The organism is Glycomyces sp. NPDC050141 (assembly GCF_055586545.1).
Window position 1 is genome coordinate 1 of the sequence record NZ_JBVJHZ010000027.1, and the last position, 17,265, is coordinate 17,265.

The 17,265-nt window shown below is 70.8% G+C and carries 21 protein-coding genes; 11 read left to right on the plus strand and 10 right to left on the minus strand.

Annotation, left to right across the window (positions count from 1 at the left end):
* Nucleotides 1-143 precede the first annotated feature (143 nt).
* Nucleotides 144-1,301 (minus strand): DUF5925 domain-containing protein, encoded by a 1,158-nt coding sequence (locus ACZ60M_RS16550; RefSeq protein ID WP_465418920.1) that lies wholly within the window; start codon nucleotides 1,299-1,301, stop codon nucleotides 144-146.
* A gap of 228 nt (nucleotides 1,302-1,529) precedes the next feature.
* Here ACZ60M_RS16550 and ACZ60M_RS16555 point away from each other — a divergent pair, with 228 nt between their 5' ends.
* Together ACZ60M_RS16555 and ACZ60M_RS16560 are read left to right on the plus strand one after the other, a co-directional pair.
* Complete coding sequence (locus ACZ60M_RS16555; protein ID WP_465418922.1) at nucleotides 1,530-3,581, plus strand: bifunctional copper resistance protein CopD/cytochrome c oxidase assembly protein; 2,052 nt, start codon at nucleotides 1,530-1,532, stop codon at nucleotides 3,579-3,581.
* Nucleotides 3,582-3,658: 77 nt separating this feature from the next.
* Nucleotides 3,659-4,819, plus strand: coding sequence for a trans-sulfuration enzyme family protein (locus ACZ60M_RS16560; protein WP_465418924.1), 1,161 nt, complete (start codon nucleotides 3,659-3,661; stop codon nucleotides 4,817-4,819).
* Nucleotides 4,820-5,231: 412 nt separating this feature from the next.
* Here ACZ60M_RS16560 and ACZ60M_RS16565 read toward each other — a convergent pair whose 3' ends face one another.
* From ACZ60M_RS16565 to ACZ60M_RS16575, 3 genes are read right to left on the minus strand one after another with little or no spacing between them, the layout of a single operon-like run.
* A complete protein-coding gene (locus tag ACZ60M_RS16565; protein ID WP_465418926.1) occupies nucleotides 5,232-6,119 on the minus strand; it encodes a 5-oxoprolinase subunit C family protein in 888 nt (295 codons plus the stop codon).
* Nucleotides 6,116-6,763 (minus strand): 5-oxoprolinase subunit B family protein, encoded by a 648-nt coding sequence (locus tag ACZ60M_RS16570; RefSeq protein WP_465418928.1) that lies wholly within the window; start codon nucleotides 6,761-6,763, stop codon nucleotides 6,116-6,118. Before ACZ60M_RS16570 ends, ACZ60M_RS16565 begins: the two co-directional genes overlap by 4 nt.
* Nucleotides 6,760-7,503, minus strand: a complete 744-nt coding sequence (locus tag ACZ60M_RS16575; RefSeq protein ID WP_465418929.1) for a LamB/YcsF family protein — start codon at nucleotides 7,501-7,503, stop codon at nucleotides 6,760-6,762. Before ACZ60M_RS16575 ends, ACZ60M_RS16570 begins: the two co-directional genes overlap by 4 nt.
* A 186-nt stretch (nucleotides 7,504-7,689) precedes the next feature.
* Here ACZ60M_RS16575 and ACZ60M_RS16580 point away from each other — a divergent pair, with 186 nt between their 5' ends.
* The 8 genes from ACZ60M_RS16580 to ACZ60M_RS16615 all read left to right on the plus strand — a co-directional run bounded on the left by ACZ60M_RS16580 (nucleotide 7,690) and on the right by ACZ60M_RS16615 (nucleotide 12,840).
* Nucleotides 7,690-8,640, plus strand: coding sequence for a glycosyl hydrolase (locus tag ACZ60M_RS16580; protein WP_465418931.1), 951 nt, complete (start codon nucleotides 7,690-7,692; stop codon nucleotides 8,638-8,640).
* A gap of 226 nt (nucleotides 8,641-8,866) precedes the next feature.
* Nucleotides 8,867-9,271, plus strand: coding sequence for a YbaB/EbfC family nucleoid-associated protein (locus ACZ60M_RS16585; RefSeq protein WP_465418933.1), 405 nt, complete (start codon nucleotides 8,867-8,869; stop codon nucleotides 9,269-9,271).
* Between the two features lie 2 nt (nucleotides 9,272-9,273).
* Nucleotides 9,274-9,597, plus strand: coding sequence for a WXG100 family type VII secretion target (locus tag ACZ60M_RS16590; protein WP_465418935.1), 324 nt, complete (start codon nucleotides 9,274-9,276; stop codon nucleotides 9,595-9,597).
* 86 nt (nucleotides 9,598-9,683) lie between these two features.
* On the plus strand, nucleotides 9,684-10,172 hold the full coding sequence (locus tag ACZ60M_RS16595; protein WP_465418937.1) for a WXG100-like domain-containing protein: 489 nt from the start codon (nucleotides 9,684-9,686) through the stop codon (nucleotides 10,170-10,172).
* A complete protein-coding gene (locus ACZ60M_RS16600) occupies nucleotides 10,165-10,710 on the plus strand; it encodes a hypothetical protein (RefSeq protein WP_465418938.1) in 546 nt (181 codons plus the stop codon). The genes ACZ60M_RS16595 and ACZ60M_RS16600 overlap by 8 nt, the downstream gene beginning before the upstream one ends.
* A gap of 14 nt (nucleotides 10,711-10,724) precedes the next feature.
* Entirely contained in the window at nucleotides 10,725-11,252 is a 528-nt protein-coding gene (locus ACZ60M_RS16605) for a hypothetical protein (RefSeq protein WP_465418940.1), read from the plus strand.
* 62 nt (nucleotides 11,253-11,314) lie between these two features.
* Complete coding sequence (locus ACZ60M_RS16610) at nucleotides 11,315-11,836, plus strand: SUKH-4 family immunity protein (protein WP_465418942.1); 522 nt, start codon at nucleotides 11,315-11,317, stop codon at nucleotides 11,834-11,836.
* A gap of 125 nt (nucleotides 11,837-11,961) precedes the next feature.
* Entirely contained in the window at nucleotides 11,962-12,840 is an 879-nt protein-coding gene (locus ACZ60M_RS16615) for a hypothetical protein (protein ID WP_465418943.1), read from the plus strand.
* 33 nt (nucleotides 12,841-12,873) lie between these two features.
* Here the strand turns inward: ACZ60M_RS16615 and ACZ60M_RS16620 are convergent, their stop codons facing one another.
* The 4 genes from ACZ60M_RS16620 to ACZ60M_RS16635 all read right to left on the minus strand — a co-directional run bounded on the left by ACZ60M_RS16620 (nucleotide 12,874) and on the right by ACZ60M_RS16635 (nucleotide 14,922).
* Nucleotides 12,874-13,236: a hypothetical protein gene (locus ACZ60M_RS16620; RefSeq protein WP_465418945.1), complete on the minus strand. Its 363-nt coding sequence runs from the start codon at nucleotides 13,234-13,236 to the stop codon at nucleotides 12,874-12,876.
* A gap of 120 nt (nucleotides 13,237-13,356) precedes the next feature.
* On the minus strand, nucleotides 13,357-13,890 hold the full coding sequence (locus ACZ60M_RS16625) for an SUKH-4 family immunity protein (protein ID WP_465418947.1): 534 nt from the start codon (nucleotides 13,888-13,890) through the stop codon (nucleotides 13,357-13,359).
* A gap of 9 nt (nucleotides 13,891-13,899) precedes the next feature.
* On the minus strand, nucleotides 13,900-14,481 hold the full coding sequence (locus ACZ60M_RS16630; protein WP_465418949.1) for a hypothetical protein: 582 nt from the start codon (nucleotides 14,479-14,481) through the stop codon (nucleotides 13,900-13,902).
* Complete coding sequence (locus ACZ60M_RS16635) at nucleotides 14,482-14,922, minus strand: DUF1707 SHOCT-like domain-containing protein (RefSeq protein ID WP_465418951.1); 441 nt, start codon at nucleotides 14,920-14,922, stop codon at nucleotides 14,482-14,484.
* Between the two features lie 189 nt (nucleotides 14,923-15,111).
* Here ACZ60M_RS16635 and ACZ60M_RS16640 point away from each other — a divergent pair, with 189 nt between their 5' ends.
* Nucleotides 15,112-16,197, plus strand: a complete 1,086-nt coding sequence (locus ACZ60M_RS16640; protein ID WP_465419077.1) for an NADH-quinone oxidoreductase subunit D — start codon at nucleotides 15,112-15,114, stop codon at nucleotides 16,195-16,197.
* Between the two features lie 7 nt (nucleotides 16,198-16,204).
* Here the strand turns inward: ACZ60M_RS16640 and ACZ60M_RS16645 are convergent, their stop codons facing one another.
* Together ACZ60M_RS16645 and ACZ60M_RS16650 are read right to left on the minus strand one after the other, a co-directional pair.
* Complete coding sequence (locus ACZ60M_RS16645) at nucleotides 16,205-16,501, minus strand: hypothetical protein (RefSeq protein ID WP_465418953.1); 297 nt, start codon at nucleotides 16,499-16,501, stop codon at nucleotides 16,205-16,207.
* A 66-nt stretch (nucleotides 16,502-16,567) separates the two neighbouring features.
* A complete protein-coding gene (locus ACZ60M_RS16650) occupies nucleotides 16,568-17,215 on the minus strand; it encodes a hypothetical protein (RefSeq protein ID WP_465418955.1) in 648 nt (215 codons plus the stop codon).
* Nucleotides 17,216-17,265 lie beyond the last annotated feature (50 nt).

A 17,265-nucleotide genomic window follows, 5' to 3' on the forward strand; every position in this document is an offset into this window, starting at 1 on the left:
GGAGGGAGTTGGCCGTAGATACGACAGAACGGGTGGAGACCTATACACACGCCCCCCCCCCCCCCCCCCCCCCCCCCACCCCCCACCCCCCCCCCCCCCCCCCCCCCCCCCCCCCCCCCCCCCCCCCCCACCGGCATGATGCCCTACAGGTACTGCCCGATCTGCTGCTGCGGGATCGCCGGCTCCGTCGTCGTCGGGTCCGTGCCGCTGCGCCGCGCGTACAGCTCGGCGAGGGTCATCGGCTCGCGCACCGAGCCGCCGCCGAGCCAGTCGCCCGACTCCAGCGCCGAGAGCGCCCCGACCTCGATCTGCGCCAGGCACCGCCCGGGCCGGACGACGGCCGGGTGCAGCCGGTCGAGCCGTTCGTTCGTGGTGATCGCGACCATGATCTCGCGGCCCTGCCCGAGCAGGCCGTCCGTCAGGTTCAGCAGCCGCGCCAGCGACTGGCCCGACGCCTCCTTCGCCTCGCCGCGGATGAGCTCGTCGCAGTCCTCCAGGACCATGAGCCGCCAGTGGCCGCGCCGCGGCTCGTCCGGGTTGAGGTCGGCGTCGAGCACCAGGTCCATCTCCGACCCGATGATGACCTCCATGAGATAGGAGGGGTCCGCGAAGAACGCCTCCGGGTCGAGCACCGTGTCGACCTGGCACCACGGCGCCCATTCGCGCGCGAGCGCCCGCAGCGCCGTCGTCTTGCCCGTCCCCGGCGGGCCGTGGAACAGCACGAGCCGCCCGGTCACGTCGGAGGCCTGCGTCGCCATGAGCTTGCCCAGCGCCGACCCGGCGTTCGAGGAGTAGTTCCGCTCGATCTCGGGCCAGCGCGGCGCGCTGATCGACCGGGTCGACCGGAAGGGCCCGCGCGCCGACCGGTACCAGAACCCCATGTCGACCTTGTCCTCGCCGACTTCCTCGACCGAGCCGGTGCGGTCGGTGAGGTACGCGGCGATCTCCTCGGCGCGCTCGCGGGTCTCGGCGGTCACGACTGCCTGCCCGGAGCCGTCGCGCCAGCGCTGCGTCCGCAGCGTCCAGCCGTCGCCGGTCACCAGTTGCAGAAAAGAGGCCCCGGAAATCGACCGGACGAGTGAACCGCCCTCGGGTATGAGGTCCACGTCGTCGGCGACCATGTCGAGCGCCCGCACCACCGCGTGGGGCTGCGCGCCGGAGACGTAGGCGTCCAGGGCCATCAGGTTGAGCACGTTCGACGGGTCGTCCGAGCCGTCGAGCGTGAAGTGCATGTTGCCGAGCACACCACCGCTGCCGTGAAGCAGGTTCATGATCTCACCGCGTCTTTCGATGATTCCCATCGCGATCCACCATAGAAAACTACGGCGACGCTGCCGCCGCCGTGACTGGCATCGCACGGCTCCGCGAACCGCGCCCTGTGACTATGTCCTGTGACCGTGCCTTATGACTGTGCCTTACACCCCCGACACGGCTGACACGCGCCCGCAGGATTCACCCTGGAGTTGCCGGAGATAACTGGACCCCACCCGGTGGGGCGTGAGCTGGAACAATCAGCCATGCTGGGTTACGTGACCGCATCGACCGAGACCAGCCAAAACACCGCCGCTACCATACCTGGCGGCGGTGCGGGGTCCCGAAGCGGGCCGCACGCGCCCCGGCGCGGTCTGCGTGCTCTGGCCGTCGCTGCCGCGGTGCTCGCGGGGCTCGCGGTCGCGGTGATCGCGCTCGACCTCGGCGGGGCCGTCGACGTCGCGGAACTGCCGGGGCTGTCGACCGCCGACCCCGCCGTCACGTGGGCCGCGGGTCTCCTCAAATACGGGTACGACCTGGCGATGCTCGCCGCCATCGGCTGCACGATCGCGGCCGCGTGCTTCCTCCCCGGACGCCAGGGCGATCGGGCCCGGCTCACCGGCCAGTCGTGGCGGTGGCTGCGCGTCGGCGCGGCCGCCTCCGGGATCTGGGCTCTCATCGCGCTCGTCAGCCTCCCGGTCGATTTCGCGAACACGTTCGCGCGCCCGCTCGGCGGCGTGACCGCCCTCGGCCTGTGGTCCTATGTGGGCCAGTACGAGCAGGGGCAGGCGCTCGGCCTGACCGCGCTGCTCGCGGCCGCCGCCGCCGTGGTCGCGGCGCGGGCGTTCACGATCCCCGGCGCGGTGTGCGCGGCCGCGCTCGCCGTCGCGGCGGCCGTCCCGCCGGTGTTCACCGGGCACTCGGCGTCGAACGGGAACCACCAGATCGCCGTCGACGGCCTCCTCATCCACGTCATCGCCGCCGCGTTCTGGGCGGGCGGCCTGTTCGCGCTGTTCATCGCCCGCCGCGACCCGCTCGTCGCGGCCCGCCGCTACTCGGACACCGCAGTGTTCGCGTACGCCGCGATCGGGGCTTCGGGCCTGATCGTGTTCTGCGCCAACGTGAACTTCACCGATCTGTGGACGTCCTCATACGGCCTCATCGCCCTCGCGAAGCTCGCGGTGCTGGCGCTCGGCGGCGTCTTCGGCTGGGCCCACCGCCGCGCCACCCTGCCTCGCGTCGCCGAAGGGGACCGGGGCGCGTTCACGCGGCTCGCCGCGGTCGAGCTGGGGCTCATGGCGATCGCGTTCGGCCTCGCCTCGTCCCTGTCGGTGACGCCCCCGCCGTCCGAGGAGCTGCCCGACCCGAACACGGCCCTCCTCGGCTTCCCCACGCCCGGCCCGATGACGTTCTCCTCGATCGCCCTCGACTGGTACCCCTCAGTCCTGTTCTGCACGGCCGCAATCGCACTCGTCGGCGCGTACGTCGCGGGCGTGGTGCGCCTGCGCCGCCGCGGCGACGCCTGGCCCTGGTACCGGACGGCCCTGTGGATCGCCGGATGGGCCGTCGTCGTCATCACCACGTCCTCCGGGCTCAGCAAGTACGGGATGGTCCTGTTCAGCGCGCACATGGTGCAGCACATGGCGTTGAACATGCTCGCGCCGATCCTCCTCGTCCTCGCCGCGCCGGTCACGCTCGCGCTGCGCGCCCTCAAGCCCGACCGCGCGGGCGGCCCGCGCGAATGGCTGCTCGCGGCGATCCACAGCCGCTGGTCGCAGCTCGTCTCGCGCCCGCTCGTCGCGCTGTTCATCTACCTCACGAGCCTGTACCTCATGTACTTCACGGGCATGTTCGAGTGGGCGATGCGCTCGCACTTCGGGCACCTGTTCATGACCGCGCACTTCCTCGCCGCCGGGAGCCTCTTCTTCTGGGTCGTGATCGGCCCCGACCCGAAGCCGCGCCCGCTCTCCTACCCGGCGAAGGTCCTCTTGTACTTCGTGTCGATCGTCTTCCACGCGATCTTCGGGCTCACGCTCATGATGGGCACCAACATCATCGCCGCCGACTTCTACACCCAGATCGCCGTTCCCTGGGCGGGCGACCTCCTCGCCGACCAGCGCGCGGGGGGCGGCATCGCGTGGGCGTTCGGCGAGATCCCGAGCCTCATCATCATCGTCGTCCTCATCGCCCAGTGGACGCGCTCGGAGGAGCGCGAGGGCCGCCGCCTCGACCGCATGGCCGAGCGCGCCGCCGCCTCGGGCCGCCCCGAGGACGACCCGCACGAGGTCTACAACGCCTACCTCGCCAGCCTCGACCAGGAGCGCCGCTGAACCCCTGACTTTCGTCAGGGGTCAAACCGGTCGTTCGACAGATGCGGGCCCTACCCGCCCGGCCGTACCGTAGTGCCATGAGCGAACGTTTCGAGACACTCGCAGTCCACGCCGGAGAACCCCGGCCCGCCCGCGACCGGTCCGTCGTCTTCCCGATCTACCAGGGCACGGTCTACGAGATCGAACCCGGCGGCGGCGTCGACTACATCCGGTACTCCAACACGCCGACCCAGACCTACCTGCAGGACAAGCTCGCCGCCCTCGAAGGCGCCGAGGCCGCGGTCGTCACCGCTTCGGGCATGGCCGCGATCAGCACCGCGCTCACCAGCGTCCTCGCCGCGGGCGACCGCATCATCGTCGCCGGGAACATCTACGGCGGCACCCACGCGCTCCTCGCCGAGGAGGCCCGCCGCATCGGCTGGGGCGTCGACATCGTCGACGCGGACGACCCCGCCGCCTGGGCCGCCGCGCTCACCCCCGCGACCAAAGCGGTCTACGTCGAGTCGATCACCAACCCGCTCACCAGGGTCGGCGACCTCGCCGGGCTCGCACGCTTCAGTCGCGAGCACGGCCTCACCTCGATCATCGACAACACCTTCCCCACCCCGATGCTGTTCCGGCCGCACAGCCTCGGCTACGACCTGGTGTGCCACTCGGCGACCAAGGGCCTCAACGGCCACTCGGACCTCGTCGCCGGGGTCGTCACCGGCTCGGTCGAACGCGTCGAGCGGGTCCGCCACCACCTGATGCTCTCGGGCGGCGTCCTCGACCCGCACACCGCGTTCCTGCTCTCGCGGGGCCTCAAGACCCTCGCGATCCGCGTGAAGGCCCAGGGGGAGAACGCGCTCGCGCTCGCCCGGTTCCTCGAAACGCACGAGGCGATCGCCGAGGTGCACTACCCGGGCCTGGAGTCGCACCCTGACCACGCGAGGGCGGCGGCGCTGTTCAACGGGTTCGGCTCGATGCTGGCGTTCCGCCCCACCGGCGGCCTGGACGCGGCCGAGCGGCTGCTGAAGGCGCTCCAGATCCCTTACGCGGCAGCCAGTCTCGGCGGCGTGGAGTCGCTGGTGACACGCCCGGCAATCAGCAGCCACGCCAAGATGACCGCCGAGGAGCGGGCTGCCGCGGGCATCGGCGACGACCTGATCAGGTTCTCCACCGGCATCGAGGCGGCGGAAGACCTCATCGCCGACTTCGCCCAGGCCCTCGCGGGCGAGGAGGCGCCTATGCAGCGATAACGGAGGCGAAGAGGCCGAAGCCGACGGCCCGCGCCGCGAGGGTTCGCCCGCCGCAGCGGCGAACCGGCGGCCGCGAGGCGGACGCGCGGCGCGGCGGCGAACCGGCGGCCGCGAGGCGGACGCGCGGCGCGGCGACCGACGGTCGCGTGTTGCCGCAGCCTTGGGAGGCCTTGCCGCGCACGGCATAGACGAGCGGCCGCAACGTGGCCGCGAGGTGGTCGCTCAGGTGGCCTGCTCCGACCGGCGCTCGCGGGGATGCCGCACTCGACGGCCCGCCCCCGCGCTGGCGGCGACGAGCTGGCCGCCGCAGGCGGTCCGCGCCGCGCGGGTTTGTCTGCCGCAGCGGCGAACCGGCTGCCGACGGAAGGAGATCCGCCGCGAACCGGCTCGCTCGACCGTGCTCGGTGCTTTCCTAGGCTCGTCTGCTCCAGTGGGGCATGGGGATCGGGGCGAACCTGATCTTGGTGCCGGGCCTGGCTTGGGCGGCGGCGGCCTGGGCTTCGGGGCCGACGACGCCGATGACGGGGTAGCCGCCGGTGGTGGGGTGGTCGGCGCCGAAGAGGATCGGCTGCCCGTTCGGCGGCACCTGGAGGGCGCCCGCGACGATGCCCTCGCTCGGGAGCTCGGCGGTGTCGATGCGGCGCAACGCGGGTCCGTCGAGGCGCAGCCCGATCCGGTTGGAGTGCTCCGAGACCGTCCATACGCCGCGCGCGAGCTCGGCGACCGCCTCGGGCCGGAACCACTCCAGGCGCGGCCCCAGGTGGAGCTTCATGACGAGCTCCTCGCTGACACCGGCCCACGGTGCGGGCCACTGCGTCGGCAGCGGCGGGTGCGCGGGGCTGGGCCCCAGCGGGATCGTGTCGCCGACGGTGAGCGGGGCCGGGCCGAGCCCGGAGAGCAGGCACGTCGAGTGCGAGCCGAGGCTCGATTTCGGGTGCAGCCCACCGGAGAACGCCAGGTACGAGCGCACGCCGACCTCGGCGGGCCCGGCGTCGAGCACCGACCCGGCCTTGAGCTTCACCGGCTGGCCCCACGCCTCCGGGCGCCCGTCGACGGTGACCGGGCAGGGCGCCCCGCCCACGACCACGGTGACGTTCCGGTGCGCCTTCACGGTGGCGCCGTTCAGGGTCGTCTCGAGTGCGCAGGCCCCGGTCGGGTTGCCCGCCAGCTGGTTCGCGAGCTTCCACGAGGGCCGGTCGGCCGCGCCCGAGGGCGGGACCGCGAGGTGGCCCCAACCGGGCCGCCCGGCGTCCTGGCAGGTGGTGAGGACGCCCGCGCGCAGGATCTCGATGTGGCTCATACCCGCACCGCCGCGAACCGGACCTTCGTGCCGGGCACCAGGAGCGCCGCGGGTTCGCGGTGCTCGTTCCACAGCCTGCCCGGGTTCGTCATCGTCGCGATGAGCTGCCACCCGCCGGGGCTCGAACGCGGGTACACGCCCGTGTAGGGCCCGGCGATCGCCACCGACCCGGCCGGGACCGAGGTCCGGGGGCTTTCGCGGCGCCCCACGTGGTACTCCTCGGGCAGCCCTTCGAGGTACGCGAACCCGGGGGAGAACCCGCAGAACGCCGCCTCGTACTCGAATCCGGAGTGGATGTCGGCTACCGCGTCGGTGCTCACACCCCACTGCTGCGCAACGGCTTCCAGGTCCGGCCCGTCGTAGCAGACGGGGATCTCGACGGCTTCGCCGACCGTTTCGGGTTCCTCGGTGAGCGGCCAGCCGGGGAGTTCGGCGGCGAGCAGCTCGGGTTCGTCGATGCCGTCGACGAGCACCGTGGTGGCGCCGGGGACCAGGTCGGAGGCTTCCAGGAGCCCGGACATGCGCCGGGCCTGGAGCGAGCGGTAGCAGGCGCGCGCGAGCGCGGTCGTGCCGCAGTCGATCAGGATGCCGCGCGGCCCGGCCGGGAGCGGCCGCAGTCGCTTTGCGGTGGGTAGGGTGCTCACGAGAAAGCCTCCACGTCGATGCCTCGTTCGTCCAGTGCGGACCTGATTGACGCGGCGACCGCCACCGCGTCGGGACCGTCGCCGTGCACGCAGATCGATTCGGCCGCAACATGAGTGATCGTGCCGTCGATGGCGGTCACGACCCCGTCGGCGGCGAGCGACACGGCCTGCGCGACCGCTTCGGCGGGGCCGAGGAGCGCCCCGGGGAGCCCGCGGGGCACGAGGTGCCCGTCGGGCAGGTACCCGCGGTCGGCGAAGGCCTCGCCTACGACCCTGAGCCCGGCCTCGGTCGCGTGCAGGTCGAGCGCGCTGCCGCGCTGGGTGAGCACCGCGTCCACGCCCGCGAGCCTGGCGCCCTCGACGACGGCCGCGGCCTGCACCGGGTCGCGCCCGGCCCGGTGGTACAGCGCCCCATGGGGTTTCACGTACACCACGTCGGCGCCAGCGGCCTGGGCGAAGACGCGGAGCGCGCCGATCTGGTAGGCCACCTCGGCGGCCAGTTCCTCCGGGGGGACGTCGATCTCGCGCCTGCCGAACCCGGCGAGGTCGCGGTAGGAGACCTGGGCGCCGATGCGCACGCCGCCCGCGGCGGCGAGGGCGGTGACGCGGCGCAGCGTCGGGGGGTCCCCGGCGTGGAAACCGCACGCGACATTCGCGCTCGTGACGATGCGCAGCAGCGCGTCATCGTCCGTGAGCTCCCAGCGACCGAAACCCTCCCCCAGGTCCGCGTTGAGGTCCATACATAAACGGTACCGGAGCGCGAGGGATTCGGGCGCTTCGGGAACAGGGGGAGAAACCCTACCCCGGGCGCACGGGCTGTGCTATCCGGTACGCCCGGGTCCGAACTTGCGGCAAGCGCTTTCTTCCGCTAGGTTTCTTACACACCTCGGGGCCGCCTCCCGGCCACCGGAAATCAAGGAGGAACCATGACGACCGGTCCTACCCCGCCTCCGCACGCCGCCCCCGCCCCGCTGTTCGCCGACCCGGTCTTCGAAGGCCCCACCGACCCCACCGTCGTCCACGACCCCGGCTCCGGCCTGTGGCACCTGCTCTACACCCAGCGCCGCGCCAACGCCGCCGACGCGGGCGTCGCCTGGGTGCACGGCACCGAGATCGGCCGCGCCACCAGCCCCGACGGTCGCGAATGGACGTACGCGGGCACCGCCGCGCTCCCCGGCGCCCAGCCCGGCGACACCTGGTGGGCCCCCGAGCTCCTGCGCGACGCCGATCAGTGGCACATGTACGTCACCTACCTCGAAGGCGTGCGCGAGGACTGGACCGGCCCCGCCGAGATCCGCCACTACACCTCCGCCGACCTCCAGGACTGGACCTACCGCTCCACCCTCGGCCTCGACTCGGAGCGCGCCATCGACGCCACCGTCCTCCAGCTCCCGGACGGCAAGTGGCGCATGTGGTTCAAGGACGAGACCCGCGAGAGCCGCATCTACACCGCCGACTCCGACGACCTCTTCAGCTGGACCCCGGCCGGTCCCGCCGTCACCGACCAGGCCCAGGAGGGCCCCACGGTCTTCTCCCTCGGCGGCGTCTACTGGATGGTCACCGACGGCTGGTCCGGCCTGCTCGTCCACCGCTCCACCGACCTCGAGCACTGGCACCGCCAGCCCGTGCCGCTCCTGGCCGGGCCCGGCCGCCGCGCGTTCGACGAGGCCCTCGGCCACCACGCCATGGCCCTCACCCAGGGCCCCGACGAGGGCTTCCTCTACTACTTCACCCACCCCGGCGGCGGGCGCCGCTCCACCGTCCAGGTCGCGCGCCTGTACGTCAAGGACGGCTGGCTGCGCTGCGACCGCGACGAGCCCTTCGACTACCGCCCCGACCCCGCCAAGGCCCCGGCCCTGCGCGGCGGCGCCTCCTGAGTCCGCCGCCCCGCGCAAGCCGGGGCGGCCCTTGTGCCTGGAGCGCGCTAGTGAGACCCGAGTGCATCGTCGAATGCGTACCAATATGGACAGAGTCGACATCGTGACGCACGGTAAACAGACTTGCCAAAACCCCTGGTAGACAGGGGAAAACGGGGGACCCGAAATTTGCACCCCGGGTCTATGCTGAGACTCACATTGAGTCCATTGAGCCCCCGGAGGCGGCATGTTCGGTGAGGACGCCATCGCCCAGCAGCTGGCGGAAGCCCGCTCGCAACTGGACGTCGTGAGGCAAACCCAGCAGGACCACCAGGTCCCGCCCGTCACCGCCGAAGCGGCCGACGGGCGCATCAAGATCACCCTCGGCGCGGACGGCCGCGTCGAGCGCTTCGAGTTCCTGGAGGTCCGAGTCCTCAAGGAGGGCACCGAGTTCCTCGAAGAGGAGCTCCGCAAGGTCGTCAACGCCGCCCTCGACGCCCGCGCCGAGACCCTGAACGCCGACATGGCCGCCCCCGACCTGGAGGCCATCGGCGAGGCCGTCGCCAAGATCCAGGACCAGGGCCTCGCCCAGATGCGCGCCATGACCACGCAGATCAGCGCGGTCATGAAGAAGCTCCAAGGAGGGTCCTGACCATGGTGGTGCAGCTCGACCTCGACTCCATCCGCGAAGGCGCCGACGCGCTCGACGCCGCCACGGACATGGTCCAGGGCATCTTCGACGAGTTCAAGTCAGCCGTCGAAGGCCTCTCGGACTCCTTCGGCGGCGACATGATCGGCTCCCTCCTCGACCTCGCGCACCAGGTGGTCATGGAGGCCCTCATGGAGTGCATCGAGTCGAACATCGAAGACCTCCTCGACTACTCGGTCAACCTCCGCGAGATGGCCGACAACCACGAGAACGCCGACGCCGAGGCCGCCCGCATCTTCCGCGAACTCCTCGCCGAACTCGGCCTCTAGACCCGCTCCCCGCCGCAGGCGCCCGCCCGCGCCCGCACCCGTCACCCTCCGCGTCCCTCCCCTTACGAAGGAGACTCCCAGTGGGTATGTCACTGCCCTCCGAGCTCACGAGCCTGCTCTCCATGCTCGGCTACGACTGGCCCGAATCGGACGAGACCAAACTCTTCGACCTCGGCAACAACTGGACGAACCTGTCCGACAAGATCTCCGGCGCGATCGACCAGCTCGAGGACGCCGCCCGCGGCGTCATCGACGGCAACGTCAGCAAGGACATCGACGCGTTCCGCTCCGAATGGGAGGACGGCGAGTCCGCGGTGCGCAACATCGCCGACATCAACGAGCCCTCCAATATCATCAGCATCGGCCTCATGATCGCCTCCGGCGTCGTGCTCGCCCTCAAGATGCAGATGATCGTCCAGCTCATCACCCTCGCCATCCAGATCGCGCAGGCCATCGCCACCGCCGTGGCCACGTTCGGCGCCTCGCTCCTGGAGATCCCCATCTTCAAGATGATCACCTCCATGCTCATCGAGCAGCTGCTCAACATGGCGATCGAGGCGGTGCTCAATGGCTAGGGCACGCACGCGGGCCGCCCGGTCGACCGTGGCCAAGGGCGCCAAGATCATCGCGGGCCTCATCGACAACCCGCGCTTCTTCCGCGCCGGCAAGGGCGCGCTGAAGGTCAAACCCAAGGTCGTCACCATCAAGTTCGACCCCAAGATGAGCAAGAAGGACTTCCGCACCAAAGCGGACTCCCTCGTGCGCCTCTCCCGCGAGGGCAAGCTCCGCAAGACACCCGTCAAACGCGACCCGCAGATCACCCGCAACTACCGCGGCGCGACCATCCGCAAACTCACCGGACGCCACCGCGGCAACCGGGCCGAGCAGCGGCGCATCGCCCAGAAGTTCTCGGGCCGCACCTCCGCCAACCGCGCCGGTGACGGACTCGACCCCGACCACGTGCACGAATTGCAGCTGGGCGGGCGCGACCACGCTGATAACCTCCGCTGGATGGACGCCTACACCAACCGCACCATCGGCTCGCAGATCGCGGGCCAGCTCAGAGGCGTCCCCGACGGCACGCCCGTCATCATCAGAGTCGTCGGATACTGAAAGGGCACACCGGGATGGAACTCGCCGCGAAGGTCGCACTCGTCCGCCCCCGCATGGGGGAGCTCGTACGCTACGGCTGGGACTACGACCTCGGCGAACCCGCCGAGACCGAGGGCCTGCCGCCCGCGCTCGCGGACCTGTACCGGATCTTCGACGGCCTGGCCACCCGCATGGGATTCGTCGACATCCTCGATGCCGAAGGCGCCCTTGCGGAACTGGCCAAGAAGGGCGCGGGGGACCTGCACGACCCCGTCCCGCACCTGCTCCAGTTCGGCACCGTCGGCTACGGCGACGCGGTGTGCACCGACACCGAATCCGGTGCGGTGCACCTGCTCAACGCCGACCTCTACATCGACGCCGTCAAGGCGGGCGGGGCGCTGGAGACCAAGGTCCTCGCGCCCAGCCCGACCGCGTTCGCCGACGAGTACCTGTTCGGCCCCCGCTACCGCGAGCTCATCGACCTCGTCGGCGGCTACCCGACCCCCGAGGACGAGGAGGAGGACGAATGGCGTCTCCTCCTCGACGACCTCGGCCTCTCCTGACCCCGTCTCCCGCAACCCGACAGCGCCTTTAAAACAGCACCCCCTGATCCGAGGAGGACCGCATGCCCGCCGCGGCGAAGTACCAAGCACTGTGGACCGAAGACGAACTGCTCCCGTACCCCCGCGAGGACTGGCTCGCCGAAGGCTTCCCGGCCGCCGCCCTCCCCGAGGGCGACGAGGTCCCCCTCGACGTCGAGGTCGTCTACACCGCCTACCTCCCTGGCAGCCCCGGCATCTACGACACGATCAGCCTCGGCACCGAGGACGGCAAGGTCGACCTGCGCCTCATCGTGGTCGGCGCGGTCGAGGACGACAAGAACCTCCTGTACGTGCTCGACCCCGACACCGGCGAGATCCTCCAGCTCGACCAGGCGAACCCGCGCGACGTCCAGGCCGTGAACTCCAACTACCGGCTCTTCATCGAGTTCCTCTACCACTTCGCGCAGTTCGTCAACGCCGACGAGGGCAAACAGGGCCGCGCCGCCCGCGCGACCTCCCTCCGCGAGATCCTGCTCCGCCTGGACCCCAACGCCTTCGCGTCCGGAGCCTGGTGGCCTCTGGTCTTCGACCAGCTCACCTCCTGACCGCGGGTGGCACCCGAAAGCTGTGATCGGTAGGGCATCGCGGCGCGCGACGCTTGCGATGCCCCGCGCACCACGGCCGGGGCCCCGAGCGCGCGCTGCGCTGACCGACTGTCAGGAGGCCGACAATGAGCACAATGGACCCCGAATCGGCAAGGCGGGCGAAGCGGCGGCAGCGCACGGGGGACGGGCGGTTCCTCGCCTGGGCGATCGTCGTCACGGCAGTCGTAGTCGCCTGCTCGGCCATGGGCGGCCTGGCCGTCGCGACGACCGCTGACATGCTGCGGCACTCCGTGATCGACAGCGTCTTCGACGATCGGGAGTCGATCCCGACGTTCTGGGGTGTCGGCACGATCGGCTTCCTCTGGAGCCTCGGCATGGTCGGGACGCTGATCGGGTCCATTGTGGCGTCGTGGCTGCTCGACTCGTATCTGGGCGGTGGTCCGCAGCCTCGGATTCTGGCATCCCTCGGGGCCTGCGCGGCAGCCGTCGCCATCGTGGCGGACGCGCCGACATGGCTCGACCCGCTCGCGGTCGGGATCCGACTGGATCCGGTATTCCACGAGGACACCTCCTGGAGCGTCTTCGGTTGGATCGCCTACTACGCCGACATCTGGCTGCCCGCCATCAGCGTTGCCATCGCCGGACTCGTTGTCGCCCACTCGATCCGCCACTACCGCCGTCTGCGACGCCAGCTCGCCGACCGGGACCGCATGCTCGCGGAGGGCCGCCGCACCAGGGGTGCGGTCACCGCCGTGACGCTGCGCATCACCACGAACGACCAGGGACAGCGCTCAATCGCCGGTTCCGAAGTCACGGTGAGGTTCACCGACGCCCAGGGCGTCGAACGGTGGGTGACCCGCTTCAGCCGAGGCCGGACCGCGATCCCGGCCGCGGGCACCGCCGAGGTCCTGTTCGATCCGCTGCGGCCGGACGACGAGGACCTGGTCTTCGTCGCCTTCCACTCCGACCCGACCCCGCCGGAGTGGATCGGGACCGAGCTCTGAACCCCTGCTCCCTCCGGCACGTAGGCGCTCGGTTCAGGAACGGGTACGGGCCAGGAGCATGGTCTCGGGCGGCGAACCGTGCCGCTCCCGGTAAGCCGAGACGATCTCTTTCGTCACGTCCTCCCCGGCCTGCAAGCGGACCAGGAACGGCACCAGCCAGTCCAGCTCCGCCGCATCGAACTCGGCCTTGTAGACCGGGTTCAGCTCGCCCCGCGTCTGATCGATCAACGCCGACAAGTGGACCAGCCCACCGGTATTCACCACATGCGGGCCGACCGAGAACAAGGCGATCGAGTTCGCCCCGTCCGGATACAACCCCACCTCGGCCCCGCCCTCCGTGCGCGCCAACACGAGGAAGCTCATGGTGTCGGGTCCGCGTTTCTTCTTCTTCGCCATCCACCCATCCAATCACGCACGGCCAAGGGCCGCCCCCGAACGGAGAGCGGCGGGCGCGGAGCTGCAATCGGAGCCAAGGGGAGGCATCCGTTTTGGCACGAGTTCAGGAACTCGGTGCGGCTAACCCTTCGAGCCCAGTTGGATGAGGGCGACGTTCCACCACGACTCGCGGTCCGCCAGCGCCTCCGGGTCGATCGCCTTCAGCTTGGCGCGCAACGCCTTGGCGCGCGCAGCCCGCCCGGCACCACCGGTGTCCGCGTCGATGAAGAGCGCGAAGTGGAACAGGAACTCGGTGAGCGCCTTGAACGTCGAGTTCACCAGCTCCAGCGTCCCGTCGCCCACGCCGAGCAGCAGCACCTGGCCGCTGTCGAGGTCGAGGCAGAACAGCATGTCGTCCTTGTCCTCGGGCACCGCGCCGACGACCGCCAGCCGCAGCTTCCCGTCCCGGCCCATGTCCAGGTCGATCCGCGAGTACAGGTCGAACCGGGCGTCCTCCAGGTAAGCGGTGAACACCACCGACATGTCGATGGGCAGGAAGTCGAACGCCGGGAACGCCGCAGCGGGCGCCTTGAAATCGGCGAGCCACTCGGCGCGCGGGTACGGGATCGTGTTGTCGGGTTCCCAGGCCTTGAGGTAGGCGTCGCTGTCGGTCACGGTGCTTCCTTACTGGGAGTCGGGGTGCTCGCCGGGGATGAGGCCGATTTCGCGCAGGTAAGCGTACCAAGGATCGCCCGCCCACCAGGGGTTGTCGCCCGTGGGACCGAGCAGCTCGCGGTGCCCCTCGCCGAGCGCGACCGTGTCGATGAACGCCGGGACGTCCGGCCTGCGCAGCATCACCGGAGACGCCCAGCGGTACTTGAAATACCGGTCGAAGTAGACGACGACCTCACCGGAATCGGCGTCCATGAGGACCGCGTCCTCAGCGCCGACATCGCCGATGCGCAGCCACGTCCGGTCGTCGATCGGCTCGCCGAGCGAGTCGACCGCCGACTGCGGCCGCACCTGCTCCTCCCGGCGCATCGCCACGAGCCCGAAACTCCCGGACGCGGCCGTACGGAACCAGTCGCCGAGGCCGCCCGGCCAGTCCCGTTCAGGCTCAGTGCCCGCGTCGAGCTCCACGACCTCGTAAGTGGCGTAAGGCGGGTCCTCGTCCGCGTCCTCCCACCGGCGCCGATGCTCCGCGACCGCGTCGAGCTCGCGCAGCAGCGCGACCTTGCGCCGCATCCCGGCGAGGTGGTCGGCCATCTAGAAGAGACCGGCGACGGCCGCGACCACGAACAGCACCAGGATCACCAGCACCCCGATCGCGATGTACAGGAAGATCTCCGGCGCGATCGCGAACATGACCAGCGCCAGCACGGCCGCGATCCCCACCGCGACACCCGCGATCTTCCACTTCCGCGAACCCTCGTTCGCGTTGTCGCGCAACTGCTGGTTCGCCTTCGACAACGACGCCGCCGGCATCACCGCCGTCGGCTCCACCGCCGCATCGAAACCGGGAGGCGGCAGCTGCTGGAGATCCGCGAGCAGGACGTCAAGTTCCGAGTACACCTTCGCCTGCATGGCCGCGTCGATGCGCTCCTGGTACTCGGGCACGTCCAGGCGCCCTTCCTCGACCGCCTGCCGCAGCCGCTCCATCACGACCTGGCGGTCGGACTCTGACGCACGCATCTGATCGCGGTCCATTCGGCGACACCTCCATCGTCGGGCCTCTCAAGGATGCCAGCACCCCGCCACCGACGCCATAGAAACCTACGGCCAGCGATCTTCGCCGTGGCGACCCTTCCCCGGACGCCCCGAAGCTGCGACGATGGGACCGTGAGCGAGCGGGAGCAAGTGATCGTCGGCGTCGGAGCGGGCACCGAAGCCGCCGACATGGTCCTCAACATCGGCCCGCAGCACCCGTCCACGCACGGCGTGCTGCGCCTCAGGCTGCGCGTCGACGGCGAACGCGTCACCGAATGCGAGCCGATCATCGGCTACATGCACCGCGGCGCCGAGAAACTCTACGAAGTGCGCGACTTCCGCCAGATCATGCTCCTGGCCAACCGCCACGACTGGCTCTCGGCGTTCTCCTCCGAACTCGGCGTCGCCCTCGCCGCCGAACGACTCGCGGGCGTCGAGGTGCCCGAGCGCGCCGTGTGGCTGCGCATGGCGCTGGCCGAGATGAACCGGGTGCTCAACCACCTCATGTTCCTCGGCTCGTACCCGCTCGAGATCGGCGCGATCACCCCGATGTTCTACGCGTTCACCGAACGCGAACGGCTGCAGCACGTCTTCGAGGAGGCCAGCGGGGGCCGCATCCACTACATGTACAACTGCGTGGGCGGCCTGAAAGCCGACGTGCCCTCCGGATGGGAGGGCCGGGCGCACCGGGCGCTCGACGAGGTCGAGACCGGCATGGTCCGGCTCGACAAACTGCTGCGGCACAACGAGATCTTCGCGGCCCGCACCAAGGGCGTCGGGGTGCTCGACGCCGCGACGGCGGCCGCGTACGGCGTCACGGGCCCGGTCGCGCGCGCCAGCGGCCTCGACTTCGACCTGCGCCGGGACGAGCCGTACCTCGCGTACGACCAGCTGGACGTCCCGGTCGTGCTCCGCTCCGAAGGCGACTGCTACGCCCGGTTCATCTGCATGCTCGACCAGGTGCAGGTCTCGATCGACCTGGCGCGGCAGTGCCTGGAGCAGGCGTCGCTGACCCCCGGGCCGGTGAACACCAAGCAGCCGAAGATCTTCAAGCCGCCCGCGGGCGAGACGTACGTGTGGACCGAGAACCCGTTGGGCGCCAACGGCTACTACCTGGTGAGCCGGGGCGAGAAGACGCCGTGGCGGCTGAAGCTGCGCACCGCGTCCTACGCGAACGTGCAGGCCCTCGCCACGCTCATGACCGGGTGCCTGATCCCGGACATGATCGCGATCCTCGGCTCGATGTTCTTCGTGGTCGGCGACATCGACAAGTGAGCGGGCGTCACCACTCGCCGGTGGCGAGGTTGTAGACGACCGCGATGACGCCGATGACGGCGAGGAAGCCCAGGCCGAGCAGCCACTGCATGCCGTAGTTCTTCCACGCCTGCGCCTTCGGGTCGCCGCCGGGCAGCGGTCCGGTGTAGACCTGCGGCTGCTGGGGGTGGTGCGGCGCGGGATGCTGCTGATACGCCTGGGGCGCATACTGAGGCGGGGCCTGCGGCGGCGGCTGCTGCGGGTACGGGGCCCGCTGCTGGAACTGCTGCTGACCGGGCTGCCATTGCGGCTGCTGATAACTCACGGGGGGTCTCCTTCGAGGGATGGCGTGAAGGCCCGCTCACTCTAACGCAGCGCACCGTCAACGGCGTCAGGCGCAGCCGCCGGTGGTCTCGTGGACCCGCATCGGCTGCGCCTCCACGGGCTCCGTCCAGCTCGACAGGGTCTCCCCGCCGGGGCAGCCGACCGAGCCGTACGCCCAGTCCGCGGTCGCCTCGGCCGGGGGCTCGGGCGCGAACGCGCCCACCGGGCCCTCAGACGGCCTGCAGCCGCTGACCGCCTGCACCGCAACGGGCTCCGACCAGCGCCCGCCCGGCGGGTCGGCCGCCGGGGCGGCGACGCGCACCCCGATGAAGTCCGCGGTCTCGCCCGACCACGACACCCCGTCGGGCTCGTCCGTCAAGACCTGCAACGCGAACCGCTCGGCCAGCGCCTCCACGTCCGCCTCGGTCGCGCCCGAGACCTGCAGGGTCCGCTCCAGCGACAGGCCCGGCCGCACCGGCGTCACGTCGCACGCCTCCCAGGTCAACGGCCCCACCGCGAGCACCGCCGCACCCGTGAACACCGCCGCGGCCTCGCCGATCACGCCGTCGAGCACCTCGCGGGCCTCTGCCGCGTCGACCTGCTCGCGCACCGTCGCCCGCGACCCCGCAAACGCGACCGCGACCAGCAGCACCGCCCACACGACCACCGCGACACGCAGGCGGCGGCGCCACCGCGCCGAGAGGTTCGAGAACACGACCCCAGTCTGCCCTACGCCTTCAGTGAGATCGCCATCACAATCTGCGA